Source organism: Streptomyces sp. NPDC045846 (genome assembly GCF_056431605.1).
The window spans coordinates 277771-303067 of the sequence record NZ_JBWKKJ010000007.1 but is presented as its reverse complement, the minus strand read 5'-3'; the positions used below and the strand labels follow the sequence as shown (position 1 = coordinate 303067).

Genomic DNA, 25297 nt, shown 5'->3' with positions numbered 1-25297 from the left:
TTCCCAACACCCACTACCGGCCAGTAAATACCGGGGGTAACTACCCACCGGGGAGGCGCAATGACGCGCACCAGGCACAGACTTCGCTGTACGCTCGCGGCCGCCGTGGCCGTGGCGGCGGCCTTCGGGGGCATGGCGGCCGGCGCGACCACCGCGCAGGCCGCGGCCGCACCGTCCGGCTACTCCACCCCGCTCCCGCCCGAGCTGGAGAAGATCCGGGCGGCCGAGGCCATCCAGCTGTACGGCGACCCGGCCGAGCGGCCCATGGCCGACCGCAAGACCGGACTGATCTCGCTCGGCGACAGCGAGATCTCCGGTGAGGGCGTCGGCACCTACGAGGCCGGCACCAACGGCCCCGACAACTGGTGCCACCGCTCGCCCGACTCCGCGATCCACCGCACAGGCATCCCGGCCGACGAGACGTACAACGTGGCCTGTTCGGGCGCCTACACCGGCAACATCAGGATCGGCGGGACCAAGCAGTACGCCGACGAGCTCGTGCAGAGCGACAGCCTCGCCGTCAAGGCGCGCAACACCCGCATCAAGATGGTGCTGCTCGTGGCCGGGGCCAACGACGACCTCCAGTTCGGTCCGGTCATGACCGACTGCGTCGAGCGCTACCTGCTGCTCCAGGGCCCGTGCCAGCCCAAGTACGAGCCCGGCTGGCAGGCCCGGGTGGACGCCCTGGTGCCCAAGGTCGAGCAGACCGTGAGCGACCTCAAGACCGTGATGCGCGACGCCGGTTACGCCGACGGCTCGTACAAGCTCGTCGTGATGGGCTACCCGAGCCCCATCGGGCCCGACTTCCACGACAACCCGAACTTCCCGGGCAAGCTCGCCTGCGGCGGGCTCGGCTACGACTCCGACACCGTGTGGGGCCGCAACACCGCGGTGCCCGCCTTCGAGGTCGGCATGCGCAAGGCGGCCGAGGACACCGGAGTGACCTACCTCGACAACTCCAGGCTCTTCAACGGCCACGAGGTCTGCATGGAGGACACCTGGGCCCGCGGTCTCTACATCGACCTCTCCAAGCCGGGACTGCCGGACTCGAACTCGGTCCGCCAGTCCTTCCACCCCAACTACCGCGGCCACGGCGCCTTCGCGTCCTGCCTCACCCAGCTCTACGACTCCGGTGTCCGGGAAGGCAGTTGTGCCGACCCCGCCTCCACCGGCAGCCCGACGCTCTACCCGCTGGCCTGGGACGACGCGTACCGGCCGCTGAAGAACGAGGCCACCGGCACCTGTGTCGACGTCACCGCGGCCAGCAGCGCCAACGGCACGACGGTGGGCGGCTGGGACTGCCACGGCGGACGCAACCAGGGCTGGTGGTACGACAGCGACCGCAAGTCCGTGCACACCCAGCTCACCCAGGACCGCTGCCTGGACGTGCCGGGGGCGAACTACACCGCCGGCGCCAAGCTGATCATCTGGAACTGCTCGGGCTCCGCCAACCAGGAGTGGGTGCGCCAGTCGGGCACCCTGCGCCCGGCGGCGGCGACCGGTCTGTGCGCCACGCTCGGCGCCGCCAGGGACCCGCTCACGCTGCGGCCCTGCGACTCCACCGCGAGCCAGCGCTTCGCCTGACCCGCACGCCCGGCCCCGTCACGGACAGCCGTCCGCGGCGGGGCCGAGGTGTGCCACCTCGATGGCGGACGGGGACAGCGCGGCCGACACCCGGACCTGGGCGCCGAAGGCGAGCGGGGTGCGGGCCCGGGCCGCGTACTTCAGCGGCCTGCCCCGCACGGAGAACAGCACCTCGCCGTAGCCGCCCCGCGGGATCGGTGTGACCACCCGGCCCGCCTCGCCGACCAGCGCGTGGGCCGTCGGCGACGCCTTCGCGCGGCGCTGCGGCAGCACGCGGTCGAGCACCGCCAGTAACCCGCCGGGCCCGTTGATGATCCCCAACTGCGCCACCCCTCCTGGTGGTTGAACCGCCCCGGCCGATGCGGCGGCCGGGGCGATTGCGGACACATGCCAGGATAGGTGGCCAATTCGCCGGGCCCTTAGGGCCTTTGGACCCTATTCGGGTCCGTGCGCGGCTAGGCCTGACCGGCGCCGCGCACCGGGATGTTGAGGAACGTCGGCGGCTCCGCGGGGGCCTGGAAGAAGTCGTTGCCCTTGTCGTCCACGACGACGAACGCCGGGAAGTCCTCGACCTCGATCTTCCACACCGCCTCCATGCCGAGCTCCTCGTACTCGACGACCTCGACCTTCTTGATGCAGTCCTGGGCCAGGCGCGCGGCCGGGCCGCCGATCGAGCCGAGGTAGAACCCGCCGTGCGTACCGCACGCGTCGGTGACCTGCTTGCTCCGGTTGCCCTTGGCCAGCATCACCTTGGAGCCGCCCGCCGCCTGGAACTGCTCGACGTAGGAGTCCATCCGGCCGGCCGTGGTCGGGCCGAACGAGCCGGACGCGTAGCCCTCGGGGGTCTTGGCCGGGCCCGCGTAGTACACCGGGTGGTCCTTCAGGTACTGCGGCATCTCCTCGCCCGCGTCGAGCCGCTCCTTGATCTTGGCGTGCGCGATGTCGCGGGCCACGACGAGGGGGCCGGTCAGCGAGAGCCGGGTCTTGACCGGGTACTTGGTCAGCTCGGCCAGGATCGCGTCCATGGGCTGGTTGAGGTCGATGCGCACCACGTCGCCGTCGGCGTCCAGGTGCTCGTCGGTGGTCTCCGGCAGGAAGCGCGCCGGGTCGGTCTCCAGCTGCTCCAGGAAGACGCCCTCGGCGGTGATCTTCGCGACGGCCTGGCGGTCGGCCGAGCAGGACACGGCGATCGCGACCGGAAGCGAGGCGCCGTGCCGGGGCAGGCGCACCACGCGCACGTCGTGGCAGAAGTACTTGCCGCCGAACTGCGCGCCGATGCCGATCTTCTGCGTCAGCTCGAAGACCTTCTTCTCCAGCTCCTCGTCCCGGAAGCCGTGCCCCAACTCCGAGCCCTCGGAGGGAAGTTCGTCCAGGTAGTGGGCCGAGGCGTACTTCGCGGTCTTCAGCGCGAACTCGGCGCTGGTGCCGCCCACCACGATCGCCAGGTGGTACGGCGGGCACGCGGCGGTGCCGAGCGAGCGGATCTTCTCCTCCAGGAACTTCATCATGGAGGACTCGTTCAGGACGGCCTTGGTCTCCTGGTAGAGGAAGGACTTGTTGGCCGAGCCGCCGCCCTTGGCCATGAAGAGGAACTTGTAGGCGCCGCCGTCGGTGGCGTACAGCTCGATCTGCGCGGGCAGGTTGGAGCCGGTGTTCTTCTCGTCCCACATGGTGAGCGGGGCCATCTGCGAGTAGCGCAGGTTGAGGTTGAGGTACGCGTCGTAGATGCCGCGCGAGAGGGCCGCCTCGTCGCCGCCCTCGGTCAGCACGTTCTGGCCGCGCTTGCCCATCACGATCGCGGTGCCGGTGTCCTGGCACATCGGAAGGACGCCCGCCGCTGCGATGTTGGCGTTCTTCAGGAGGTCGAGCGCGACGAACTTGTCGTTGCCGGAGGCCTCGGGGTCGTCGATGATCTTCCGCAGCTGGGCCAGGTGGGCCGGGCGCAGATAGTGCTGGATGTCGTGGATCGCCTCGGCGGCCAGCTTCCGCAGCGCCTCGGGCTCGACCTTGAGGAACGTACGGCCGTCGGCCTCGAAGGTGGAGACACCCTCGGCGGTCACCAGGCGGTAGGGCGTGGTGTCCTCTCCCAGGGGGAGAAGGTCGGAGTACTGAAACTCTGGCATTGCGGCCATTCCTCACTCGGCAGACAGCTGCTGCACCTCCATTGACACAGCATCCACCAGCGTATGCCGCCGCCGGAGCGCGGTTCCTGTGAGGTAAGGCTCAGTTGCCGAGCTCGCCCCGTCCCGCGACTAGTCGCGATCTATCGCGTTTGGGTACGCTGACCCCGTGGACCTCGAAAAGCACGCTCAGCCGGACCCCGCGGAGCCCGCGAAGGCCGACCTCGTCAAGCATGCCGAGCCCCCGGCGCTGCGGGCCTCCGACGCCGACCGGGACAGGATCGCCGACATCCTGCGCGACGCCCTGGCCGAGGGCCGGCTGGACGCCGCGGAGCACTCCGAGCGCATCGACGCGGTCTACCGCGCCAAGACCGTGGGCGAACTGGAACCCCTGGTGCGGGACCTGCCCGCGCCCGGAGCCCGTCGGCGCCCGGTGGCCGCGCCCGACCCGCGCGAGGTCGCGGAGGCCGGGGCGCCCGTCGACGCCGAGAACCTCGTGGCGGTCTTCTCCGCCTCCACCCGCAAGGGCCGCTGGCGGATCGGGAGGCGCACCAACGCCTTCTCGCTGTTCGGCAGCGTGGAGATCGACCTCACCGAGGCGCTCTTCGAGCAGCGCCTGACGGTCATCAACGCGACTGCGATTTTCGGCAATGTGGAGGTGCGGGTGCCGGAGAATCTGAGCCTGCGCGGCAGCGGCACCGGAATCTTCGGCAACTTCGAGGTGCACACCCTCGAAGCCGACGATCCGGAGGCGCCGGTGGTCGTCATCAATGGATATTCCGTCTTCGGCAACATCGAGGCCAAGCCCAAGCGGGGCAAGCGCATCGCCGACCTCCACGACCGGCTGCGCAAGCGGCTCGAATCCTGACGGCCGGATCGGCGCGCGGCGGCGCCGGGTTCAGGCCAACGGCGCCCGAGCGAAGTTCCGCCCTACGGAACTCAGTGCATAGGCACGCGTACAGCGGGTAGGGACTGTCGCATCGTCGCTCGCTCGCGAAGCCGTCGTCAGGAGTAGACCGTGCTGCATCCGCCGCATCATTCCCTGCAGGTCGCCGCCGTTCCGCCGCAGCGTGGTCCAGCCAGGGAGGATCAGGCGGGCCCGTGGCACGCGGAGGCGGTCTGCCGCCGGGACGAGGCGGGTCTCTTCTTCGCCCCCTCCAAGGAACCGACGGCCGCCCGGCTCTCCCGCGAGGAGGCCGCCAAGCGCGTCTGCGCCCGCTGTCCCGTGATGGTGGAGTGCCGCGAGCACGCCCTGCTCATGCCCGAGCCGTACGGAGTGTGGGGCGGCCTGACCGCGGCCGAGCGCCGGGTGGTCATCGCCCGCAGGCGCCGGCGCGAGGTGGAGCTCAAGAAGGCCGCGTCCGCCGCATAGCCCGCGCGATCGGCTCTGCGTACGTGAAGGGGTGCCCCCGCCGCACAACGGGGACGCCCCTTCACATACGTACGAACTGCCTTGTTTCCGGGGTTACTTGGCCCGGTCGAAGTCGATCTGGCTGTAAGCGCGCAGCTTCGACAGGCGGTGCGTCGAGTCGATCTGGCGGATCGTGCCCGACTTCGAGCGCATCACGAGCGACTGGGTGGTCGCCGTCTCGGCCCGGTAGCGGACCCCGCGCAGGAGCTCGCCGTCGGTGATGCCGGTGGCGACGAAGAACACGTTGTCGCCGCTGACCAGGTCGTTCGTGGAGAGCGTCCGGTTCAGGTCGTGCCCGGCGTCGAGCGCGCGCTGACGCTCGGCCTCGTCCTTGGGCCACAGCTTGCCCTGGATCACACCGCCCAGGCACTTGATCGCGCAGGCCGAGATGATGCCTTCCGGGGTGCCGCCGATGCCCATGAGCAGGTCGACGCCGGTGCCCTCGCGCACGGCCATGATCGAACCGGCGACGTCGCCGTCCGAGATGAACTTGATGCGCGCGCCGGTCTCCCGGATCTCCTTGACGATGCCCTCGTGGCGGGGGCGGTCGAGGATGACCACGGTGACGTCCTCGGGCGAGGACTTCTTGGCCTTGGCGACCCGGCGGATGTTCACCGAGACCGGGGCGTTGATGTCGACGAAGTCGGCGGCCTCGGGGCCGGTGACCAGCTTGTCCATGTAGAACACGGCGGACGGGTCGAACATGGCGCCGCGGTCGGCGGCGGCGAGCACGGCGATCGCGTTCGGCATGCCCTTGGCGTTCAGGGTGGTGCCGTCGATCGGGTCGACCGCGATGTCGACCTCGGCGCCGGTGCCGTCGCCGATGCGCTCCCCGTTGTAGAGCATGGGGGCTTCGTCCTTCTCGCCCTCGCCGATGACGACCACGCCGTTCATCGAGACGGTGGAGACGAGGGTCCGCATGGCGTTGACCGCGGCGCCGTCCGCGCCGATCTTGTCCCCGCGGCCGACCCAACGGCCCGCGGCCATGGCGGCCGCCTCGGTGACCCGCACCAGCTCCAGGGCCAGGTTGCGGTCGGGGGCCTCGGGGGAGACCTCGAGTTCGGACGGCAGATGATGCTCGGTCATCGGAGCGCACCTTTCTGTACGGCGACGGCCGCAGGATAAGAGGGTGCTAGGACTCTATCCGCACGTCGACAAATTGAGCAGAGGGGCCCACGTATGAGCGGCGACATGACCTGAGAACATGGGGTCGTGGCAGGAACGCGCAGCAGCAAGCAGACAGTCCGGAACATGCTGCAGTCGCTGGCGGTGATCGGCATCGCGGCGGCTGTGATCTATGTGTTCATTCCGCACGACGAGTCGGACGCACCTCCGCTCAAGACCGTCGACTACAAGGTCGAGCTCACCACGGTGCGGCGGGCCGCGCCGTACCCGGTGGCGGCCCCCGTCGGCCTGCCCGACCAGGACAAGTGGCGGGCCACCTCGGTGTCGTACGACGGCGCCAAGAACAACGCCTGGCACCTGGGCTTCCTCGACCCGCAGAACCAGTACGTCGCGATCGAGCAGTCCACGGCGCCCTCGGACAAGTTCGTGACCGAGGTCAGCAGGAGCGCGACGAAGACCGAGAAGTCGCAGAAGATCGCGGGCGCGACCTGGACGTACTGGGACGGCCCCAAGTACGACGCGCTCGTCCGCCAGGACCAGGGTCACACGACCGTGGTGATGGGCACGGCGCCGTACGAGCAGCTCGTCACGATGGCGACCGCGCTGGAGTCGAAGAAGACGACCTGACGCCCGCCCGGCCACGTAAGACGAGGGCCGCCGCACCTTCCCGGTGCGGCGGCCCTCGTCTTACGAGCGGTGGCTCAGACGGTCGTGACGACGTCCTCGTAGGCCAGGCGCGGGCTGCGCGGGTACCACGCGTCCTCGCCCGGCTTGCCGATGTTGACGACCATCAGCGGGGTGTGGTCGTCGTCCAGGAACTCCTTCTGCACACCGGAGAAGTCCACACCGGTCATCGGGCCGGCGGCCAGACCGGCGGCGCGGACGCCGATGATGAAGTACGCGGCCTGCAGCGCGGAGTTGAGCAGCGCGGCACCCTCGCGGACCGGGCGCTCCGAGAAGAAGGCGTCCTTGGCGGCGGGGAAGTGCGGGAAGAGGGCGGGGAGCTCCTCGTGGAACTCGTTGTCCGCGGAGAGGATGGCGACCAGCGGGGCGGCCGCCGTCTTCGGACGGTTGCCCTCGGCCATGTGCTTCACGAGGCGCTCACGGGCCTCGGGGGAGCGGACCAGGGTGACGCGCAGCGGCGACTGGTTGAAGGCGGTCGGGCCGTACTTGACCAGGTCGTAGATCGCCTGGACCTGCTCGTCGGTCACCGGCTCGTCGGTGAACGTGTTGGCGGTACGGGCCTCGCGGAAGAGGAGGTCCTGGGCTGCGGGGTCAAGGACGAGGGACATCTGGAAACACCTTCCGGGCTGCTGATCAAGCGATGTCCCGACCGTACGGCAGATTTACGTTAACTTTCAACTAAATCCCGCAGGACGTGACCAGCCTCACAGAGGGGTGGGCTGTCCTTGGTCCGCGTCGGCCTGCGGACCGTGCCCGCTTCTCGCGCGGTCGGTCGGCATCTTCAGCCCGTCATGGGGGTCCCCCTGGCCGTTAAGGCCTTGGGGGAGTTTGAGGAGGAGCGCCGTTCAGGCGTGAACGGGGGTCTGGGGGGCGGAGCCCCCGGAGCCCTTCAACCCTGGGCGGGTTGAGGGAAGGGGCGGGGTGGGGGCCTCCGGGGTCTGGGGCGGAGCCCCAGGGGCCCCGGCGCCGGGAGGGCTCAGCCTTCCTCGGCCGGCTCCGCCAGCGCCGCGTCGAGACGGGCCCGGGCCCCCTCCAGCCAGCGCCGGCACACCTTCGCCAGCTCCTCGCCCCGCTCCCACAGCGCGAGGGACTCCTCCAGGGTGGTGCCCCCCGCTTCGAGCCGCCGCACGACATCGATCAGCTCGTCCCGCGCCTGCTCGTACCCCAGTGCCGCATCGCCCGACGCGGCCTCGTCCGTCTTGGCCATGCGCTCCACCCTATGTCCGCGGTACGACAGTGACGTGCAGTTCGCCCTCGGCGACCCGGGCGCGCAGATCGTCCCCGGGCGCCACCTCGCCGGGGGAGCGCACCACCTCGCCCCCGGCCCGCTGGAGCACCGCGTAGCCCCGCTCCAGGGTGGCCTTGGGCGACAGGGCCACCACGCGGGCGTGGGTGTGCGAGAGCTCCGAGTCGGCCCGGTCGAGGTGGTGGCCGAGCACCCGGCGCGAGCGGTGCAGCAGCGCGTCCACCTCGTCGGCCCGGTCGTCCACCATCCGCTGGGGCCGCTCCATCCAGGGCCGGGCGAGCATCCCCGCCAGGCCCCGCTCCTCGCGGTCGACGAGGCCGACGACATGGCGGCGCGCCCGGTCCCGCAGCAGCCGGACCCGGTCGAGCTCCTCGCCCACGTCCGGCACGACCTTCTTCGCCGCGTCGGTCGGCGTGGACGCGCGCAGGTCCGCGACCAGGTCGAGCAGCGGCGCGTCCGGCTCGTGCCCGATCGCCGAGACCACCGGCGTGCGGCACCGGCCGACCGCCCGCACCAGCTGCTCGTCCGAGAACGGCAGCAGGTCCTCCACGCTGCCGCCGCCGCGCGCCACGATGATCACGTCGACGTCCGGCCGCTCGTCGAGCTCCTGCACCGCCTGGACGACCTGCGGCACCGCGTGCACCCCCTGCACCGCCACGTTGCGCACCTCGAACCGCACCGCGGGCCAGCGCCGCCGCGCGTTCTCCAGCACGTCCCGCTCGGCCGCCGAGGCCCGCCCCACCACGAGCCCGACCAGCTGGGGCAGGAACGGCAGGCGGCGCTTGCGGTCGAGGGCGAACAGCCCCTCCGCGGCCAGGCTCCGCTTCAACTGCTCCAGCCTGGCGAGCAGTTCACCGATGCCGACCGGCTTTATCTCCACCGCCCGCAGCGAGAGCTGGCCGCGCGGCGCGTACCACTCGGGCTTGGCGTGGACGACGACGCGCGCGCCCTCGGAGACCACGTCGGCCACCGCGTCGAACACCTGGCGGTAGCAGGTCACGCCCACCGAGATGTCGTGCGAGGGATCGCGCAGGGTCAGGAACACCACGCCCGCGCCCGGCCGCCGCGAGAGCTGGGTGATCTGCCCCTCCACCCAGACCGCGCCGAGCCGGTTGATCCACCCCCCGATGAGGCGTGACACCTCGCCGACGGGGAGCGGCGCGTCCGCACTCGTATTCAGAGCCATGTACGCAGGCTAGCCCGCGCCACCGACAGAGCCGCCCGCCCCCGGCGGCTCCGGGTCGGGACCCGGGCGGTGGCCCCACTGCATCGCGAGGACCACCAGGCCCACCGCGAGCCAGCCCAGGCCGACCAGCTGGGCAGTGGCCGTCGCCTCCCAGATCACCGCCACGATGACGGCGGCGCCGAGCACCGGAACGACCACGTGGCTCAGCCAGTCGGGGGCGCCCTCCATGCGGCGTACCGCGTACCAGCCGACGACCGAGGCGTGCAGCAGGAGGAAGGCGGTCAGCGCGCCCATGTCGACCACCGAGACGAGGTGGTCCATGCCGTCGTCGCGGCCGGCCGCCCACACCGCGGCCACCAGCGTGATCACCGCGGCGAGCAGCAGCGCCGCGCGCGGCACCCCCGAGTCGGTCCGCGACAGGACGCGCGGCAGCCGCCGGTCGCGGGCCATCGCGAACACCAGCCGGCCCGCCGCCGCCTGCCCGGCGAGCGCCGCGAACGCCGCCCCGATGGCCTTGCTGACCGCGACCAGGGTGTGCAGCCAGCCGGCGACCGAGGTCTCGACGGTGTCGTAGAACGCCGAGCCCTGCTTGACCGGGTCGGCCGCCAGCTGGGCGGACGACATCGGTTCGAGCAGGGCCGCCAGATAGGACTGCACCACGAACAGGACCCCGGCGAGCACCAGGCAGAACAGCACCGCCCTGGCCACCTTCGCCGAGCCCCCGGTCACCTCCTCGGCGAACGTGGCGATGGCGTCGAAGCCCAGGTAGGACAGGACCGCCACGGAGACCGCGCCGAGCACCGCGCCCAGCGAGAATCCGGCGTCCCCGCCGAGCGGCGTCAGCCAGCCCCGCTGGGCGCCGTCGCGTACGAGCACGACCGCCGCCGAGGTCACGAAGACCAGCAGCACCACGATCTCCATCGCAAGCACCGCGAAGCCCACCCGGGCCGCGGCCCGTACGCCCCACAGGTTCAGGAGCGTGGTGATCACCACCGCGATGGCCGTCCACACCCAGCGCGACACGGACGGGACCAGGGAGTTCATCGCGATGCCGGAGAAGAGGTAGGCGACGGCGGGGATCAGCAGGTAGTCGAGCATCGCCATCCACCCGGCGATGAACCCCGGCCCCTCGCCGAGCGCCTTGCGGGCGTACGCGAACACCGACCCGGCCAGCGGCACGACCCGCACCATCTGTGCGTAGCTGTACGCGGTGAACCCCATGGCGACCGTGGCCACCACGTAGACAAGGGCGACCGCGCCGTGCGACTTGGCGTCCAGGGTGCCGAAGATGCCGACCGGGGCCATGGGCGCGATGAACAGCAGCCCGTAGACGACCAGGTCCCGGAACCCGAGACTCCGCCGCAGTCGCCCGGCGCCTTCGGCCACCTCGCCCGGATCGGTCTCCTCGCGTACGCCACTCATGCGGCCAGTCTCACCGGCTGGGCGATCTTTGGCCCGCGGGGCACGCCGGTCGGGCGCCCAGGGGTGTCCGAGTGCGCCCGTACCATGGACGGCATGACTGCTGCTACCGCTTCCCGCCGGGTCCTGCTCGCCGCTCCCCGCGGCTACTGCGCGGGCGTGGACCGTGCCGTGATCGCCGTGGAGAAGGCCCTGGAGCAGTACGGGGCGCCCATCTACGTGCGGCACGAGATCGTCCACAACAAGTACGTCGTGCAGACCCTGGAGAAGAAGGGCGCGATCTTCGTCGAGCAGACGGCGGAGGTGCCCGAGGGCTCCATCGTCATGTTCTCGGCCCACGGCGTCGCCCCGACCGTCCACGCGGAGGCGGCCGAGCGCAAGCTGGCCACCATCGACGCCACGTGCCCGCTGGTCACCAAGGTGCACAAGGAGGCCGTGCGGTACGCGAAGGAGGACTTCGACATCCTCCTGATCGGTCACGAGGGCCACGAGGAGGTCATCGGCACCTCGGGCGAGGCGCCGGACCACATCACACTGGTCGACGGCCCGGACGACGTGGCCAACGTCGAGGTGCGCGACCCGGACAAGGTCGTCTGGCTCTCCCAGACCACGCTCTCCGTCGACGAGACCATGGAGACGGTCGACGCCCTCAAGAACAAGTTCCCCAACCTGCTCTCGCCGCCCAGCGACGACATCTGCTACGCCACGCAGAACCGCCAGGTCGCCGTGAAGAAGCTCGCCGAGGACGCCCAGCTGGTCATCGTCGTCGGCTCCAAGAACTCCTCGAACTCGATCCGCATGGTCGAGGTCGCCCTCGACGCGGGCGCCCCCGCCGCCCACCTGGTGGACTTCGCCGACGAGATCGACGAGGCCTGGCTGGAGGGCGTCACCACGGTCGGCCTGACCTCCGGCGCCTCGGTGCCGGACGTTCTCGTCGACGGCGTCCTGGAATGGCTGGCCGCGCGCGGCTACGGCGACGTCGAGACGGTGAAGACGGCCGACGAGTCGATCACCTTCTCGCTGCCCAAGGAGCTCCGCCGCGACCTGCGCGCCGAGGCCGCCGAACTCTCGGGCGAGTAAGGCCGTCCAGGACGTCCTCCCCGGCGTCCGCCCGTACGGTGGATCTCATGAACGCCATGAGGAACGTGTTCGGAGTGGACGTCGGCGGATCGGGCATCAAGGGTGCCCCGGTGGACCTGGAGCGCGGTGACCTGGCGCAGGAGCGCCACAAGGTGCTCACGCCGCAGCCCGCGACGCCCGAGGCGGTCGCCGACGGCGTCGCGGAGGTCGTCGGCAATTTCGGCTGGTCGGGCCCGGTGGGCATCACCTTCCCCGGGGTGATCAGCGCCAACACCGTACGGACCGCCGCGAACGTCTCGAAGAAGTGGATCGGCGTGGACGCCGCCCGCCTGCTCGGCGAGCGCCTGGGCGGTCTGCCCGTCACCGTCCTGAACGACGCGGACGCGGCGGGCGTCGCCGAGATGCGGTTCGGCGCGGGCCGGGACCGCCGGGGCACGGTGATCCTGCTGACCTTCGGCACGGGCATCGGCAGCGCGCTCTTCACCGACGGCCAGCTGGTCCCCAACACCGAGCTCGGCCACCTGGAGCTGCACGGCCACGACGCCGAGAAGCACGCCTCCACCAAGGTCAAGGAGGACGAGGACCTGACCTGGCCGCACTGGGCCCACCGCGTCCAGAAGTACCTGGCCCACGTGGAGATGCTGTTCTCGCCCGACCTGTTCATCATCGGCGGCGGAGTCAGCCGCAAGGCCGACAAGTTCCTCCCGCTGATCGAGGGCATCGAGGCGGAGATCGTCCCGGCGCAGCTCCAGAACAACGCGGGGATCGTGGGGGCGGCGATGGTGGCGGCGGAGCGGTAGCCCCGCGGGGCCGGGGTCGGCCTATGGGGGGGTGGGGGCTTCGCCGGGGGCGGGGGTTGGGCGGGGCTGCGGTAGCCCCGCGGGCTCGGCGTCGGCCTATCGGGGGTTGGCTGCCTTGCCGGAACCGGCGGGCTTGACCGCCTTGCCGGGGGCGGCGGGTTTGGTGGGGGCGCGGCGGCGCCCCATCATCCGCACTTTCCGTACGGTGGCGACGACCCCGGCCACCAGGGTTCCGGCGTACAGCCAGCCCGCGTGCAGGGCGAGCGCGGTGACCACGGCCATCGCCTGCGTGCCGAAGCCGCCGACGCCGCCCGCGATCGGGATGATCCCCACGGCGAAGGCGATGGGGACGCAGATCGGGGCCGTCACCAGGTCGGCGGGCCGCACCCAGAGCGCCGTCACCGCGCAGACCGGCAGGAAGAGCACCCCGTACACCGCCGGGGCACCGTCGAAGAGCAGCCAGTCCAGCGTGCCGAGGACGAACATCAGAGCCGCCGCGAAGAGCCCGCCGCCGAGCCCGGTGAGCCGGGGGGAGGGCAGTCTGCGCAGCGCGAGAACGAAGGGCGGCACCCGGCGGGTGCGGCCGGCCGAACGGTAGACGGCGGCGCTCTCCCCGGTCACCGCCGCTCCCGCGGGCACGCCGAGGGGCGCCCGGGAGGATCCCGGCGCCGAGGTCCGTGCTCGCTGTCCGTGCTGCGGGGTGCGCGTCCTGTATTGCTCCACCGCACCAACGTAGGTCGCCACCGGGGAGGAACCGCCCCTAGGACACGCCCTTTGGCCGAGCTTGCGCGTGCGTTCGACGGTCGGGGGTGGGGCGGAAGCCCGGAGCCGGTGCGGGGCGGCTCTGCACTGGCGTCCGGCGGCCCGCGGTCCGGGGGCGGGGCTGGAGTGGCGCCGGGGCTGGCTCCGGTCCGGTGCTTGGTGGTGCCGCGAGGCGGTGGGTCGGTTCGGCGATCCGGGGCGGACCGGGTCGGCACCGGGCGGCCCGGATTGGTGTCGGGTGGTGCCGCGAGGCCGTGGAAGGGCCGGCGGTCCCGGGGCGGGCCGGAGCCGGTGCCGGGCGGCCCCGGGCTGGCTTCCGGTGGTGGCGCGAGGCCGTGGAGTGGTTCGGCGGACCGGGGCGGGCCGGAGCCGGTGCCGGGCAGCCCCCGGCCGATGTCCGACACCGCCGCGAGGCCGTGCGTCCGGGGCCGTCACGGCCGCCGACGCGCGCCCGTAAACTGGTGGGCGGTCCACTCTCCGGACCGTCCACCGCCCTCGTACCGGGAAGTCGCCACGTGTCGCTCACGATCGGAATCGTCGGTCTGCCGAATGTCGGCAAGTCGACCCTGTTCAACGCCCTGACCAAGAACGACGTACTGGCGGCCAACTACCCGTTCGCCACCATCGAGCCGAACGTCGGCGTCGTCGGCGTCCCGGACGCCCGCCTGGCCAAGCTCGCCGAGGTCTTCGGCTCCCAGCGCGTCCTGCCCGCCACGGTCGACTTCGTCGACATCGCGGGCATCGTGCGCGGCGCGAGCGAGGGCGAGGGCCTGGGCAACAAGTTCCTCGCGAACATCCGCGAGTCGGACGCGATCTGCCAGGTCATCCGCGCCTTCAAGGACGAGAACGTCGTGCACGTCGACGGCAAGGTCTCCCCGAAGGACGACATCGAGACGATCAACACCGAGCTGATCCTCGCCGACCTCCAGTCGGTCGAGAAGGCGGTGCCGCGCCTGACGAAGGAGTCCCGCCTCCAGAAGGACAAGATCGCGGTCCTGGCGGCGGTCGAGAAGGCGCAGAAGATCCTCGAGGCGGGCGACACCCTGTTCTCGCACGGCATCACGAAGGGCACGGAGCAGGGCGACCTGCTGCACGAGCTGCACCTGCTGACCACGAAGCCGTTCCTGTACGTCTTCAACGTCGACGAGGACGAGCTGGTCGACGAGGACTTCAAGAACGAGCAGCGCGCCCTGGTCGCCCCCGCGGAGGCGATCTTCCTGAACGCGAAGATCGAGTCCGAGCTGATCGAGCTCGACGACGACGAAGCGCTCGAACTCCTCCAGTCCATGGGCCAGGAGGAGCCCGGCCTCGCGACCCTGGGCCGCGTCGGCTTCGACACCCTGGGCCTGCAGACCTACCTCACGGCCGGCCCCAAGGAAACCCGAGCCTGGACGATCCCGAAGGGCGCCACGGCCCCCGAGGCGGCCGGTGTCATCCACACCGACTTCCAGAAGGGCTTCATCAAGGCGGAGGTCATCTCCTTCCACGACCTGATCGAAGCGGGCTCGGTCGCGGAGGCCCGCTCGCGCGGGAAGGCGCGGATGGAGGGCAAGGAGTACGTGATGCAGGACGGGGACGTTGTGGAGTTCCGCTTCAACGTGTGATCTTGCGACCACTGCGGGTTGGGCACTTGGTCAAGCGTGCGGGGCGAGAGGGGTCAGGCTCGGGTGAGCCCGGCCCCTCCCGTGCTCCCGTGGCGGCTCCTGGTCGCTCCCGCGGCGGAGTGAGCTTGTCGAGGCGGCCTAGTCGATTTCCCAGAGGTGGTGGGGCTCCGTGTCCGGGGTGCCTCAGGGCAGGTTCTCGGCGTGCTTGAGGCTGTCGGGGGAGTAGCCGTACATGACGGTCTGGGCATTGGAGGTGTCATTGCCCTCGTCGTGCACGAACTTCGGGCCGCCGTTGATCGCCGAAATCTTGCTCGCGGCCCGGTTCTCGGCGTCCCTGAAGGCACTTCCGCGGCGCTCACGCCGTCGATGAGCTCTTGGTGCCGGTTGACCTTGTGCTCGTCGTACGTCCAGTCATGGTCGTCGGCGACGCTGTCGGCGAACTCCCCCTCCTGCGCTCAGGGCTTCTGCTTGCCGCCAGCCTCCGCGAGGGTGTGGGCGACGAGGGCGTTGGCGTGGCCGTGTCCCATGCCGTGTTCGGTCTTCAGCCATCCGACCAGTTCCATGTGCTTGGTCAAGGGCGAAGCGCGGACCAGGTCCTTCCAATCGGCAATCGATCGGCCGTACTTCTTCTCGATCGACGGAAAGTAGCTGGCGGGGCCCTTCACTGTGTCAGTCATGTGCGCAGTCTGGCATCCGCCACTGACAACGCCACTTGCCCAAGAGGCGCTCCCGCTGGGAGGGGAGTGATGCGAGCCGTCGGCACTGACGTGTTGGCATTGAGAGGGGCCATCGTCAGGTCGGTGGGCAGCAGATCCCCGACGCGCCCGCCAGGTCCCTGAAGATGCGATGAAGATGCGGAAGGCCAAGTCCCGACCTCCGCAAGTGTCGCCCGTACTTCCAGGCATCCCCCGTCTGCTGCCGCATCGGTGCTCTGCTGGGCCTGGACGGTATCGACATGCGGCCGCCACCCATGGACCCGGAGTTCAACGGCTGCCCACAGGTGGGTAGTTGAGTGCGGGTCCCGAGAAGGTGCGCGCCTTCTCGGGTGGGCGCGTGCCGCGCTGGGTGGGCGACGGAGGGGCGTGGGATGGGAACGCTGGGGCTGCTAGGGGAGGTTGCGCGGCTCGGCCATGTCCTCGTGGTGCTCGGCGGTGTCCTGCTGGTGGCCCGGGTGGGGCGGGCTGTTGCCAGGGGGCTGGGGCAGCCCGAGGTCGTCGGGGAGATCGGGGTGGGCCTGCTGTCCGGGCCTGCCGTGATCGCTCTGTTCGGGCGGGCCGGTCTGGACGCCGTGCTGCCGGGGCCGGTGTTCGGCGTGGTCAAGCTGGTGGCCCAGGCCGGACTCGTGTTGTTCCTCGTCGGCCTCGCCCACCGGTTGGGGGCCGAATCCGGCGGGCCGTCGCGCCGCGGCACGCTGTGGGTGGCGGCCGGGGCCCTGGTGCCGCCGCTGGTGACCGGACTGCTCCTGGCCGGGCTGGTGATCGTCAGCGACGACCGCGCCGCGCGGGGCGGGGCGCCGCTCCCCGCCTTCGTCCTGATGGTGGCGGTGTCGATGTCCATCACCGCCGTACCCGTCATGGCCCGGATCCTGGCGGACCGGGGGATGACGCGGTCGGCCGCAGGGCGGACGGCGCTGGCCGCGGCCGTCGTGATCGACGCGGTCGGCTGGCTCCTGCTCACCCTGGCCATCGGTCTCGGCAAGGGGAGCCCGGCGGGCTCGCTGCACTCGGTGCGGGCGCTCGCGTTCGGCGCGGTGTGCGCACTGGCCGTCCGGGTCGCCCTGCGCACCCGGCTCGCCCGTACCGCCTGCGTACGGGTGCCGCGCACCGCGGCGGTGGCGCTCGGGGCGGCGGCCCTCGCGGTCGCGCTCGCCATGGAACGCCTCGGGATGACCGCGATCCTCGGCGCCGCACTGGTGGGCTTCGCGATCCCGAGGGGTGAGGACGCGCCCTGGGAGCGGGCCGTGACGTCGGTGGCGCGGGTGGGCCGGGCGCTGGCCCCGGCCTTCTTCGTGGTCACCGGGATCACCGTGCTCACCGGCTCGTTCGCCGACACCTCCTGGCTGCTGATCGTCGTCGCCGTCGTGCTCGGTTGCGCGGGCAAGGGGGTCGGCGGCTACGTGGGGGCCCGCCGCGGCGGGCTGCCCCCGGCCGCGGCACGCAGGGTCGCCGTCCTGATGAACACCCGTGGACTCACCGAACTCGTCGTCCTCCAGACGGGGTTGAGCTCAGGAATCCTGACGGGACCCATCGTCCTCGCGCTGATCGTCATGGCGCTCACGACGACGGCCATGACGGGGCCCCTCCTCGGTCTCCTCGCCCGGAGGGAGGGCCGCGGCGCCGTCGAGGCGTTCGCCGTGGCGGCCGAGGGCGGTGTCCGGCGGCCGAAGGCCCCGTAAAGGCCGAAGGCACCCCACCCGCACGCCGAAGCGGCGCACCCGGTGCCGCGGGTGCGCCGCTTCGGTGGGGCGGGGCTTCGCGTCAGACGTCGTAGTCCTGGTCGAAGCGGTCCTGCGCCTCCTGCTGGGCGCGCTGGCTCTCGCTCTGGCCCTTGTCCTGGGCCTGGCGTGCCCGCTCCTGCGCCTCGTCCTTCTTCGAGCCCATCGCCTGCTTGGCGTTCCGCTTGAGCTCCTGCGCCTTGTCGTCGAACTGGTCCTTGATGCCCATCTGGTTCACTCCTACAGGGGTGTGAGGGGGCGGGGAACCGGGGCCTTTCCCGCGGCTCCTCCGGGCCTCGACCAGCGTGGCACGGAGGGACATTCCGCGCATGTCCGACGATTACGGACCGTACCCGGCCCTCAGAATCCCTTGACGTACGCCACCGTGAACGGCGTCTCGGGGGTGCCGGGGCCCATGGGGCCGCCCTTGTCGAACTGGGAGCGGACCACCAGCGCGCGGCCGCCGGTGTGGACCAGGGTGGTCGGCACCTGGAGGGAGGCGTCCGTGATCCGGCGCTCCAGGCGGGCCGCGGTGCCGTCCGCCGAGAGGTGCCAGCGGGTCAGGGTGTTGGTCTTGTTCTGCGCCGCCCACAGCGTGCCGTGGGCCAGCTCCAGGCCGTCCCCGTTCACCAAGTCGCCCTCGCTGAGCGCCACTTGGCTCACCTTTCCGTCACCGAGGCCGACGCGGTAGAGACCGCCGCCGGTCATGTCGACGGCGAGCAGGAAGCGGCCCGCCGGGTCGGCGACGATGCCGTTGAGCGTGAAGCTGCCGGCCGGATGGGCGGGGACGGCGCCCGACAGGTCGTAGGGCGCGCTCAGTACGCTCCGGCCGCCGTGTGCCTCGGTGGCGGCGAGCTCGGACGGGGTGACCCGGTAGATCACGGGGCGGACGCTGTCGGTCAGGTAGGCGGTGCCGTCGGGCCCGATGGCCAGGTCGTTGAGGAAGTGGCTGCCCTCGGCGGGCAGGTCGAGGCGGGCCAGCAGGGCGCGGGTGCGCACGTCGTAGACGGTGACCCCCGCCGTCGAGTCGATCACCCACAGGCGCCCCGCCCGGTCGACCTTCAGGCCGTTGGCGGTGTGCCGCCCGTCGGTGCCCTCGGGCAGGAAGACCTCGGCGGCACGATGCCCGGGGGTCGCCCGGTAGACGGCGCCGGTCGTGTACGAGCCGACATAGACGTCGCCGGTGCGCGGGTCGGCGGCGATGCCCTCGGGATAGGCGCGGGCGCCCGGGAGTTGGTACGCGGTGGAGATCGTGGGCCGGTGGGCCGGTGCCGCCTGGGCCGTGCCGGTGAGCGGCAGCGCGGCGAGGACGGCCGCGGCGGCGGTCAGGGCGGCGAAGGCGCGACGGTGCTGGGTCGAACGGGACACGGGGTGCCTCTCGGTCGTGAAGCGAGTCGAATGGTCGAACGTGTGTGAATTTAAGTTAGAGCTCTAACGTCCGTCAATGGGTTAACTCCGAAGCGGATACTCATCGACGGATGGCCGGTAACATGCGGAGATGACCTCCCTGCCCGCCGCCGAGCGGCTCGGCGCGCACCTCAAGCGGGCCGAGCAGGCCCTGAACGCCACGAAGCACGCCGTCCTCAAGCCCGCCGGGCTGACCGTCGCGCAGTACGCGGCGCTGCTTCACCTGGAGGAGAGCCCGGGGATCTCGGCCGCCGCGCTGGCCCGGCTCTGCGGGGTCACGCCGCCCACCATGAACACGGTCCTGAAGAACCTCCAGGAGCGCGGCCTCATCGAGCGCACCCCGCACGCCTGGCACCGCAACGTCCTGGAGACCCGGCTCACCCCCGCGGGCCGCACCGTGATGGACGACGCGGACGCGCGGGCGGTACGGGTCGAGCGGGCGCTGGCCGCCGAGTTCACCGACGCGGAACGCGAGACGCTGATCGGGCTGTTGGGGCGGTGCGTGGAGCTTCTGGAGAAGGAGCGCCCGGGCGCCTGACCGGCGCGTAGGCCGACGCGGGCACGGGGTAGGGTCGAGGTCCGTGATCGAATTCCCACTGCCCGACGCACCCCTTCGCATCGCCGCCGCACAGGCGCAGGCCGTCCCGGGGGAGGTCGAGGCCAACACGGCCACCGTCGCCCGGATGGTGCGCGGCGCCGGGGACGGCGGAGCCCGTGTCGTCGTGTTCCCCGAGAAGTTCCTCAGCGGCTACGAGCCCGAGCTGATCCGTGCCGATCCCGAACGGTGCGCCGTCGCCCCGGACGACCCCCGGCTCGCTCCGGTGGCCGAGGCCTGCGCGGCGACCGGGGTCACCGCCGTGGTCGGGGCGGCCGTACGCGACGGCGGGGAGATCTACGTATCGGCCCTGATCATCGACGGAACGGGCGTCGTCGGACGCTACGACAAGCAGACCCTGTTCCAGCACGAGCGCGCGATCTACCGGCAGGGCTGCGCGGGGGCCACCCTCGAAGTGGACGGCTGGCGGCTGGGGTTGGGGGTCTGCTACGACTCCGGCTTCCCCGAGCACGCCCGCGCGGCGGCGCTCGACGGCTGCCACGCGTACGTCGTGGGCGCGCTGTTCGGCGAGGGCAACGGCCACCACGAGTCCCGCATCTGGTTCCCGGCGCGGGCCTTCGACAACACCGTGTACGCGGTGCTCGCCAACCACGTCGGGACGACCGGCGGGTGGCGTGCCTGCGGGGGCAGCGCGGTCTGGGGCCCCGACGGCCGCGTCGTCGCCGAGGGCAGCCCCACCGAGGAGGAACTCGTCTTCGCCGACCTGCTCCCGGAGCGGCTGCACGCGGCCCGCGAGGCGGAGCCGATGCTGCGCGACCTGCACGACACGGGGGCGGCGGCGCGCACCGCCCTGCGGACGGCGTCGGCGCGGTAGGCGAGCGCCGCGCCGCCGGGGAAGCCCCTGTCCGGCGCGGCCGGCATGCGCCAGAGTGGGGCCACCACGATCACGAGGAGCCGCGTCATGTCGTATCCGGAGCCCAGGTACTTCGGCGAGAAGGGTGAGGTCAACGCGGTGTTCCGGCCGGCGGACACCCCCGCCGAGCTGTCCGCGCCGAACGGGAGCCGTACGCACTACCTGGCCACCACCGAGTCCACGCAGGGAGAGTTCGGGCTCTACCGGCTCGACATGGCGGCGCGGGCCGGAGGCCCCAGCACCCACTTCCACCGCACGATCTCCGAGACCTTCTTCGTCCTCGACGGCACGGTCCGCCTGTACAACGGCGAGCAGTGGATCGAGGCCGAGAAGGGCGACTTCCTGTACGTCTCGACCGGCGGCCTGCACGGCTTCCGCAACGACTCCGACGCGGCGGCCTCGATGCTGCTGCTCTTCGCGCCGGGCGCCCCGCGCGAGGAGTACTTCGAAAAGGTGGGCCAGGTCGCGCAGTTGAGCCCGCAGGAGCGCACCGAGTTCTTCCTGAAGCACGACACGTACTGGACGGACTAGCCGGCCGCCCGCTCAGTACGCGTCGTAGACGTACGGAGCGGGCTCGGCCACCCACCCCGCGGTGAGGACCAGACGCGAGGTGCGGTGCACGGCGAGGAAGCCGAAGGGCCGGTCGAAGTCCGCCTCGATCCGGCGCACGAGGTGGGGCGGGGGAGGCGGTACGGAGCCCGCGTACAGCTCGACGGCGGTCACCGAGGCGGCACGGAAGCCCAGTTCGGTGAAGCTCGCCCGGGCCGTCTGGCGGGCCGAACCGACGGCGAGCGGGTCCGGGCTGATGCCGTCGAAGTGCCCCGCGGTGAGGTCCGTCGCGGCCGCCAGGCCGAACAGCCGCGCCGAGGCGAGCAGATCGTGCTCGGCGCCGAGCTCGAACGGCACGGTCGTGACGTCGAGTTGGGGCTCACGGCTGCTGCTCCGCACGTTCCGCACGGTCAGGCCGGGGCCCACCGCGCCGTACATCAGACGGTCCCCGGGCACGACCGGGCAGCGTCCCGCGAGTACGTCGATACCGCCGGACAGAACCTGACCGGCCGTCAACTCATCTGTGCCGAGTAGGAGATGGACATCCACCCCGGTGTCGCCGAGGACCTTGAGCACGGTCAGCGGGCCGTGGGCGGTCTCGGCGACCGCGACACGGTCGAGCAGCGCGGTGCGACGGAACAGGGAGATCAACTCACGACCCGCCCAGGGACCGGACTCCGGCTGCCCGACGCCCTCCCGGAAGGGCTGGAGCCACTGGGTCCGTACCGCCTGGGCGGCCGCTAGGACCAGCTCGGTGTCCTCGCCCAGCGCCACCGGCATGGCCTCGATCAACCCGTCCGTGTGCCGCGCCGCCCAGGCGTCCAGGGCCGCGCGGTCGCGTACGGGGTCACCCGTGAGCACCTCGTGCGTGCCCGGGGGCAGCTCGGCCGACCACTCGGGGCGCAGCGAAAGGGTCCGCCTGGTCCACAGCCCGGTCGCCGCGTGCACTCCGCGGATCGCGCCGAGGTGGGCCAGGAACTCGCGTGCGGCGCCGGCCGCCTCCGCCGGGTCCAGGCCCACCGCGTCGGCCAGTTCGGCCCGCGCCGCGCCGTGCGAACCGGCCGCGAGGAGGGCGAGCAGCGGCCAGACGCCCGCGGCCGAGAAGACCGTGTCGGTGGTGCCCGCGTGGGTGCCCGCCCACCGTGCCGTCAGCGCGTTGGCCGCTCGGATCGCGGCAGCTCTGGATGCCATCCCGCCCCTCATTCCCCGTGGTCGCCCGCGTACGATGCGCATTCGCGCAACCGTTCGCACAGCCCGATGAGGAGCACCGTACCCGTGGAGATACCGCCGCCGCCCGCGCCCGGGCAGCCCCAGCAGCCGCAACCGGGGCAGGGGTACGGCTGGCCGGCGCCGCACCAGGCGCCGGGGGGACACCCCGGTCCCTACCCGGGACAGCCGATGAACGGCGGGCCCTGGTACCCGTATCCGCCGGCGCCGCAGCGGCCGCCCGTGAGCGGCCTGGCCATCGGCTCCCTCATCGCCGGCATCGTGTGCTGCGTACCCCCGCTCGGTCTGCTCCTGGGCGCGCTCGCCCTCGGGCAGATCAAGAAGAAGGGGCAGCGCGGCAAGGGGATGGCCGTCACCGGGGTCGTGCTCTCGACGATCAGCACCCTGCTGCTGATCGTCTCGATCGCGACGGGCGGCCTGGCCGACGGCTGGCGGAGCTTCAAGGACGGCTGGAACAGCTCCACTTCGACGCGCAACACCCTCGACCTGCGCAAGGGGGACTGCTTCGACGTGCCGGGCGGCAAGCTGGAGCGCGAGGTCGCCTCCGTGCGGATCGTGCCGTGCGCCGGGCGGCACGACGGCGAGGTGTCCGGCTCCTTCCGACTGAACGAGACCGGCGCCTACCCGGGCGCGGCCGCGATCTCCGGCGAGGCCGACACGCGGTGCTGGGACGTGGAGCAGGCGTACGCCATGGACAGCTGGAAGATCCCGGCCGGGGCCGAGGCCTACTACTACACGCCGAGCCGGAAGAGCTGGTCGCTCGGCGACCACAGCGTCACCTGCGCGTTCGCCTCGCAGAGCGGCAAGCTGGAGGGCTCGGTGCGCAACGACGCCGGCACGCTGGACGCCGACCAGCTCGCGTTCCTGAAGACCGCCAACGACGTGGAGCGCACCCTGGCCAAGGCCCCCGACGAGGACCGGGTCGAAAGCGACCTGCCCGGGTTCCGCAAGTGGGCCGGGGAGATGACCGGCGTAGTGGGCCTGGGCGCACAGGACTTGGGCGCGCACACCTGGGCGGCCGGAAAGCTCGCGTCGGTGCAGCCGTACCTCAACGACCTGAAGGCCGCGCAGATGGAGTGGGTGCAGGCCTCGGGCGCCACCGACGCCGACTCCTTCTACCTGCACTCCGGGGCCGCCGACAAGGCGATGAAGCAGGCCGACGAGATCGCCGCGCGCCGCGCCCTCGGCCTCGCGACGACCCCGCCCGCCGCCGACGGGCACCCCGGCGGCGGCAGCGGCGGAACGGGCGGCGGCAGCGGGAGCGGTTCCGGAAGCGGTGGTTCCAAAAGCGTCTGAGAAGGTCTCGGGAGGGGCAGAACGTACCCGCTGTACCGCGGGTACGCCCTGGGTGAAGGCGCGTCATCACTTCGAGTGAATGTCTGGCCTTTGCTTGCGGTCGCCAACCCACGGTTGCCACGCTGTTGCAGTCTGTCAACCTGATGGGAGTGGCCCGTGACATTCGGTGAGCAGCCCGCCTATCTGCGCGTAGCCGGCGATCTGAGGCAGAAGATCGTGGACGGTTCGCTGCCGCCGCACACCCGGCTCCCCTCCCAGGCCAGGATCCGCGAGGAGTACGGGGTTTCGGACACCGTGGCCCTGGAGGCCCGCAAGGTCCTGATGGCCGAGGGTCTGGTCGAGGGCCGCTCCGGCTCGGGCACCTATGTGCGCGAGCGCCCGGTGCCGCGCCGGGTCGCCCGATCCGGCTACCGGCCCACGATGGGTGCGAGCCCCTTCCGCCAGGAGCAGGCCGAGGAGACGGCGCGGGGCACCTGGGAGTCCCGCAGCGAACAGGAGGAGGCGAGCGCCGAGATCGCCAAGCGGCTCGGCATCCGCGTCGGTGACCGCGTCATGCGCACGCGGTACGTGTTCCGCGACGCGGGCGAGCAGATGATGCTGTCCACCTCGTGGGAGCCGCTGTCCGTCACCGGCCGCACCCCGGTGATGCTGCCCGAGGAGGGGCCGCTCGGCGGCTGCGGGGTGGTCGAGCGGATGGCGGCGATCGACGTCGTGGTGGACAACGTCGTCGAGGAGGTCGGCGCACGGCCCGGGCTCGCGGAGGAACTGCTCGCCCTCGGCGGGGTTCCCGGCCATGTCGTGCTGGTCATCGAGCGGACGTACTACGCCTCGGGGCTCGCCGTGGAGACGGCCGACGTGGTCGTCCCGGCCGACCGGTACCGGATCGCGTACCACCTGCCCGTGAAGTAGCGGGCCCGGCCGGGCCGTCGGGTCTCCCGTCCCGCGGGGGTCGGGCGGGCGAACGGCGGATGAAGGGGGCGCACCCCAGGGGTGCGCCCCCTTTCGCATGTGCCGCCGTTGACCGAATTCGTATCTCTTTGTGTAAACGCGCATCCGCTGAGTAAAGGTCAGGCGTAGGCTCGGGCATATGCGGATTGCGGTTTCCTGGGGATGCTTACTGACCTGCACGCCGACGCCGGGAGAGATGCGATGAACGACAGTGGGGCCGTGCTCGCCTGGCAGGTGATACGTCAGGACGACAACGGCAACCAGTACCGCGTCGGCAAGTACGCCACGCGTGCGGAGGCCGAGCAGATCGCGGACCGGCTCGACGCCCGCGGGCACAAGCAGCTCTACTGGATCGAGCGCATCGGCGCCCCCGCCCAGCCGTAGCCCGCACGGGGAGGATGCGGGCGGCTCGGGGGAGCGCGTTACGCTCCGGCGCATGAACGAGACCGTGGTGGTGGCCGGGGCCGTGTACGACCAGGGGCGCCTGCTCGCCGCCCGTCGCAGCGCCCCGCCCGAGCTGGCCGGCCGCTGGGAACTGCCGGGCGGCAAGGTGGAGGAGGGCGAGAGCCCGCAGCAGGCCCTCGTACGCGAACTGCGCGAGGAACTCGGCATCGAGACCGAGCCGCTGGAACGGATCGCGGGAGAGTGGCCGCTCAGGCCCGGACTCGTCCTGCACGCATGGACCGCGCGCCTGCTCGACGGTGAGGCCCGCCCCCTCCAGGACCACGACGAACTGCGCTGGCTCGCGCCCGACGAGGCCGACGCCGTCGACTGGCTGCCCCAGGACCGCCCCGCCGTCGCGGAGGCCATGCGCATCCTGGGGACGCTGCGCCACTAGAGGTGCCCCATGGTCCGGGTGCCGCCATCCGCCCCACTTGGGGATAGGGCGTACCAAATATCGGGTATGTGCCTATTAATCGTTTACAAACCCCCCGAACCATCGGAT

27 protein-coding genes are annotated in these 25297 nt (G+C 71.6%); 15 read left to right on the top strand and 12 right to left on the bottom strand.

From position 1 onward, the window contains the following. Nucleotides 1-60 precede the first annotated feature (60 nt). Nucleotides 61-1584, top strand: coding sequence for a ricin-type beta-trefoil lectin domain protein (locus AC07F3_RS21635; protein WP_479116091.1), 1524 nt, complete (start codon nucleotides 61-63; stop codon nucleotides 1582-1584). A gap of 18 nt (nucleotides 1585-1602) precedes the next feature. Here the strand turns inward: AC07F3_RS21635 and AC07F3_RS21630 are convergent, their stop codons facing one another. Both AC07F3_RS21630 and AC07F3_RS21625 read right to left on the bottom strand, forming a co-directional pair. Next, nucleotides 1603-1914 (bottom strand): hypothetical protein, encoded by a 312-nt coding sequence (locus AC07F3_RS21630; RefSeq protein WP_479116090.1) that lies wholly within the window; start codon nucleotides 1912-1914, stop codon nucleotides 1603-1605. Nucleotides 1915-2039: 125 nt separating this feature from the next. Next, complete coding sequence (locus AC07F3_RS21625) at nucleotides 2040-3707, bottom strand: fumarate hydratase (RefSeq protein WP_479116089.1); 1668 nt, start codon at nucleotides 3705-3707, stop codon at nucleotides 2040-2042. Nucleotides 3708-3873: 166 nt separating this feature from the next. Between AC07F3_RS21625 and AC07F3_RS21620 the strand changes: the two genes are divergently transcribed. Beyond that, nucleotides 3874-4572 (top strand): DUF1707 SHOCT-like domain-containing protein, encoded by a 699-nt coding sequence (locus tag AC07F3_RS21620; protein WP_479116088.1) that lies wholly within the window; start codon nucleotides 3874-3876, stop codon nucleotides 4570-4572. A gap of 150 nt (nucleotides 4573-4722) precedes the next feature. After that, nucleotides 4723-5076 carry a WhiB family transcriptional regulator gene (locus AC07F3_RS21615; RefSeq protein WP_053726269.1) on the top strand — a complete coding sequence of 118 codons (354 nt, stop codon included), beginning with the start codon at nucleotides 4723-4725 and terminating at the stop codon, nucleotides 5074-5076. Nucleotides 5077-5169: 93 nt separating this feature from the next. Here AC07F3_RS21615 and glpX read toward each other — a convergent pair whose 3' ends face one another. Further along, nucleotides 5170-6201, bottom strand: a complete 1032-nt coding sequence (gene glpX / locus AC07F3_RS21610) for a class II fructose-bisphosphatase (protein ID WP_479116087.1) — start codon at nucleotides 6199-6201, stop codon at nucleotides 5170-5172. A gap of 165 nt (nucleotides 6202-6366) precedes the next feature. Here glpX and AC07F3_RS21605 point away from each other — a divergent pair, with 165 nt between their 5' ends. Next, nucleotides 6367-6867, top strand: coding sequence for a DUF4245 domain-containing protein (locus AC07F3_RS21605; protein WP_479116086.1), 501 nt, complete (start codon nucleotides 6367-6369; stop codon nucleotides 6865-6867). Nucleotides 6868-6941: 74 nt separating this feature from the next. Here AC07F3_RS21605 and AC07F3_RS21600 read toward each other — a convergent pair whose 3' ends face one another. The 4 genes from AC07F3_RS21600 to AC07F3_RS21585 form a co-directional block, all read right to left on the bottom strand. After that, entirely contained in the window at nucleotides 6942-7532 is a 591-nt protein-coding gene (locus AC07F3_RS21600; RefSeq protein WP_114038977.1) for a malonic semialdehyde reductase, read from the bottom strand. Nucleotides 7533-7900: 368 nt separating this feature from the next. Beyond that, nucleotides 7901-8131 (bottom strand): exodeoxyribonuclease VII small subunit, encoded by a 231-nt coding sequence (locus AC07F3_RS21595; protein ID WP_053726341.1) that lies wholly within the window; start codon nucleotides 8129-8131, stop codon nucleotides 7901-7903. Between the two features lie 10 nt (nucleotides 8132-8141). Then, the gene (gene xseA / locus AC07F3_RS21590) at nucleotides 8142-9356 is read right to left on the bottom strand and encodes an exodeoxyribonuclease VII large subunit (protein ID WP_479116085.1); all 1215 of its coding nucleotides are present in this window, start codon (nucleotides 9354-9356) and stop codon (nucleotides 8142-8144) included. A 9-nt stretch (nucleotides 9357-9365) separates the two neighbouring features. Further along, nucleotides 9366-10778 carry an APC family permease gene (locus AC07F3_RS21585; RefSeq protein WP_479116084.1) on the bottom strand — a complete coding sequence of 471 codons (1413 nt, stop codon included), beginning with the start codon at nucleotides 10776-10778 and terminating at the stop codon, nucleotides 9366-9368. An 84-nt stretch (nucleotides 10779-10862) separates the two neighbouring features. Between AC07F3_RS21585 and AC07F3_RS21580 the strand changes: the two genes are divergently transcribed. After that, entirely contained in the window at nucleotides 10863-11855 is a 993-nt protein-coding gene (locus AC07F3_RS21580) for a 4-hydroxy-3-methylbut-2-enyl diphosphate reductase (protein ID WP_388976564.1), read from the top strand. 47 nt (nucleotides 11856-11902) lie between these two features. Then, a complete protein-coding gene (ppgK, locus tag AC07F3_RS21575; RefSeq protein ID WP_479116083.1) occupies nucleotides 11903-12655 on the top strand; it encodes a polyphosphate--glucose phosphotransferase in 753 nt (250 codons plus the stop codon). Nucleotides 12656-12751: 96 nt separating this feature from the next. On the opposite strand, the gene AC07F3_RS21570 is transcribed toward ppgK, so the two are convergent. Further along, nucleotides 12752-13378, bottom strand: coding sequence for a DUF6542 domain-containing protein (locus tag AC07F3_RS21570; protein WP_479116082.1), 627 nt, complete (start codon nucleotides 13376-13378; stop codon nucleotides 12752-12754). A gap of 554 nt (nucleotides 13379-13932) precedes the next feature. On the opposite strand from AC07F3_RS21570, the gene ychF reads away from it, so the two are divergent. Next, nucleotides 13933-15021, top strand: a complete 1089-nt coding sequence (ychF, locus tag AC07F3_RS21565) for a redox-regulated ATPase YchF (RefSeq protein ID WP_479116081.1) — start codon at nucleotides 13933-13935, stop codon at nucleotides 15019-15021. Nucleotides 15022-15476: 455 nt separating this feature from the next. Here ychF and AC07F3_RS21560 read toward each other — a convergent pair whose 3' ends face one another. Further along, nucleotides 15477-15698 (bottom strand): DUF4287 domain-containing protein, encoded by a 222-nt coding sequence (locus AC07F3_RS21560; RefSeq protein WP_479116080.1) that lies wholly within the window; start codon nucleotides 15696-15698, stop codon nucleotides 15477-15479. Between the two features lie 410 nt (nucleotides 15699-16108). On the opposite strand from AC07F3_RS21560, the gene AC07F3_RS21555 reads away from it, so the two are divergent. Continuing rightward, complete coding sequence (locus AC07F3_RS21555) at nucleotides 16109-17416, top strand: cation:proton antiporter (protein WP_479116079.1); 1308 nt, start codon at nucleotides 16109-16111, stop codon at nucleotides 17414-17416. 82 nt (nucleotides 17417-17498) lie between these two features. On the opposite strand, the gene AC07F3_RS21550 is transcribed toward AC07F3_RS21555, so the two are convergent. Continuing rightward, on the bottom strand, nucleotides 17499-17684 hold the full coding sequence (locus tag AC07F3_RS21550; protein ID WP_479116078.1) for a hypothetical protein: 186 nt from the start codon (nucleotides 17682-17684) through the stop codon (nucleotides 17499-17501). A 131-nt stretch (nucleotides 17685-17815) separates the two neighbouring features. After that, nucleotides 17816-18823: an SMP-30/gluconolactonase/LRE family protein gene (locus AC07F3_RS21545; protein ID WP_479116077.1), complete on the bottom strand. Its 1008-nt coding sequence runs from the start codon at nucleotides 18821-18823 to the stop codon at nucleotides 17816-17818. Between the two features lie 130 nt (nucleotides 18824-18953). On the opposite strand from AC07F3_RS21545, the gene AC07F3_RS21540 reads away from it, so the two are divergent. The 3 genes from AC07F3_RS21540 (at nucleotide 18954) to AC07F3_RS21530 (ending at nucleotide 20862) form a co-directional block, all read left to right on the top strand. Beyond that, nucleotides 18954-19400, top strand: coding sequence for a MarR family winged helix-turn-helix transcriptional regulator (locus tag AC07F3_RS21540; RefSeq protein WP_479116076.1), 447 nt, complete (start codon nucleotides 18954-18956; stop codon nucleotides 19398-19400). A gap of 43 nt (nucleotides 19401-19443) precedes the next feature. Next, on the top strand, nucleotides 19444-20292 hold the full coding sequence (locus tag AC07F3_RS21535; RefSeq protein WP_479116075.1) for a carbon-nitrogen hydrolase family protein: 849 nt from the start codon (nucleotides 19444-19446) through the stop codon (nucleotides 20290-20292). 87 nt (nucleotides 20293-20379) lie between these two features. Continuing rightward, on the top strand, nucleotides 20380-20862 hold the full coding sequence (locus tag AC07F3_RS21530) for a cupin domain-containing protein (protein ID WP_479116074.1): 483 nt from the start codon (nucleotides 20380-20382) through the stop codon (nucleotides 20860-20862). A 12-nt stretch (nucleotides 20863-20874) separates the two neighbouring features. Here AC07F3_RS21530 and AC07F3_RS21525 read toward each other — a convergent pair whose 3' ends face one another. Further along, nucleotides 20875-22071 (bottom strand): serpin family protein, encoded by a 1197-nt coding sequence (locus AC07F3_RS21525; protein ID WP_479116073.1) that lies wholly within the window; start codon nucleotides 22069-22071, stop codon nucleotides 20875-20877. An 84-nt stretch (nucleotides 22072-22155) separates the two neighbouring features. On the opposite strand from AC07F3_RS21525, the gene AC07F3_RS21520 reads away from it, so the two are divergent. The 4 genes from AC07F3_RS21520 (at nucleotide 22156) to AC07F3_RS21505 (ending at nucleotide 25189) form a co-directional block, all read left to right on the top strand. Next, nucleotides 22156-23403 (top strand): DUF4190 domain-containing protein, encoded by a 1248-nt coding sequence (locus AC07F3_RS21520; RefSeq protein ID WP_479116072.1) that lies wholly within the window; start codon nucleotides 22156-22158, stop codon nucleotides 23401-23403. Nucleotides 23404-23559: 156 nt separating this feature from the next. Continuing rightward, nucleotides 23560-24312 carry a GntR family transcriptional regulator gene (locus AC07F3_RS21515; protein ID WP_479116071.1) on the top strand — a complete coding sequence of 251 codons (753 nt, stop codon included), beginning with the start codon at nucleotides 23560-23562 and terminating at the stop codon, nucleotides 24310-24312. A 240-nt stretch (nucleotides 24313-24552) separates the two neighbouring features. Then, complete coding sequence (locus AC07F3_RS21510; protein WP_469835216.1) at nucleotides 24553-24735, top strand: SPOR domain-containing protein; 183 nt, start codon at nucleotides 24553-24555, stop codon at nucleotides 24733-24735. Between the two features lie 52 nt (nucleotides 24736-24787). Continuing rightward, nucleotides 24788-25189, top strand: a complete 402-nt coding sequence (locus AC07F3_RS21505) for a (deoxy)nucleoside triphosphate pyrophosphohydrolase (protein ID WP_114038951.1) — start codon at nucleotides 24788-24790, stop codon at nucleotides 25187-25189. The last annotated feature ends 108 nt before the right edge of the window (nucleotides 25190-25297 follow it).

Coding starts and splice junctions, on each gene's coding strand:
- AC07F3_RS21510 (WP_469835216.1), top strand. CDS start 24,553: ATGAACGACAGTGGGGCCGTGCTCGCCTGGCAGGTGATACGTCAGGAC.
- AC07F3_RS21560 (WP_479116080.1), bottom strand. CDS start 15,698: ATGACTGACACAGTGAAGGGCCCCGCCAGCTACTTTCCGTCGATCGAG.
- AC07F3_RS21600 (WP_114038977.1), bottom strand. CDS start 7,532: ATGTCCCTCGTCCTTGACCCCGCAGCCCAGGACCTCCTCTTCCGCGAG.
- AC07F3_RS21595 (WP_053726341.1), bottom strand. CDS start 8,131: ATGGCCAAGACGGACGAGGCCGCGTCGGGCGATGCGGCACTGGGGTAC.
- AC07F3_RS21525 (WP_479116073.1), bottom strand. CDS start 22,071: ATGGCATCCAGAGCTGCCGCGATCCGAGCGGCCAACGCGCTGACGGCA.
- AC07F3_RS21555 (WP_479116079.1), top strand. CDS start 16,109: ATGGGAACGCTGGGGCTGCTAGGGGAGGTTGCGCGGCTCGGCCATGTC.
- xseA (WP_479116085.1), bottom strand. CDS start 9,356: ATGGCTCTGAATACGAGTGCGGACGCGCCGCTCCCCGTCGGCGAGGTG.
- ppgK (WP_479116083.1), top strand. CDS start 11,903: ATGAACGCCATGAGGAACGTGTTCGGAGTGGACGTCGGCGGATCGGGC.
- glpX (WP_479116087.1), bottom strand. CDS start 6,201: ATGACCGAGCATCATCTGCCGTCCGAACTCGAGGTCTCCCCCGAGGCC.
- AC07F3_RS21585 (WP_479116084.1), bottom strand. CDS start 10,778: ATGAGTGGCGTACGCGAGGAGACCGATCCGGGCGAGGTGGCCGAAGGC.
- AC07F3_RS21580 (WP_388976564.1), top strand. CDS start 10,863: ATGGACGGCATGACTGCTGCTACCGCTTCCCGCCGGGTCCTGCTCGCC.
- AC07F3_RS21505 (WP_114038951.1), top strand. CDS start 24,788: ATGAACGAGACCGTGGTGGTGGCCGGGGCCGTGTACGACCAGGGGCGC.
- AC07F3_RS21550 (WP_479116078.1), bottom strand. CDS start 17,684: ATGGGCATCAAGGACCAGTTCGACGACAAGGCGCAGGAGCTCAAGCGG.
- AC07F3_RS21635 (WP_479116091.1), top strand. CDS start 61: ATGACGCGCACCAGGCACAGACTTCGCTGTACGCTCGCGGCCGCCGTG.
- AC07F3_RS21530 (WP_479116074.1), top strand. CDS start 20,380: ATGTCGTATCCGGAGCCCAGGTACTTCGGCGAGAAGGGTGAGGTCAAC.
- AC07F3_RS21605 (WP_479116086.1), top strand. CDS start 6,367: ATGCTGCAGTCGCTGGCGGTGATCGGCATCGCGGCGGCTGTGATCTAT.
- AC07F3_RS21540 (WP_479116076.1), top strand. CDS start 18,954: ATGACCTCCCTGCCCGCCGCCGAGCGGCTCGGCGCGCACCTCAAGCGG.
- AC07F3_RS21625 (WP_479116089.1), bottom strand. CDS start 3,707: ATGCCAGAGTTTCAGTACTCCGACCTTCTCCCCCTGGGAGAGGACACC.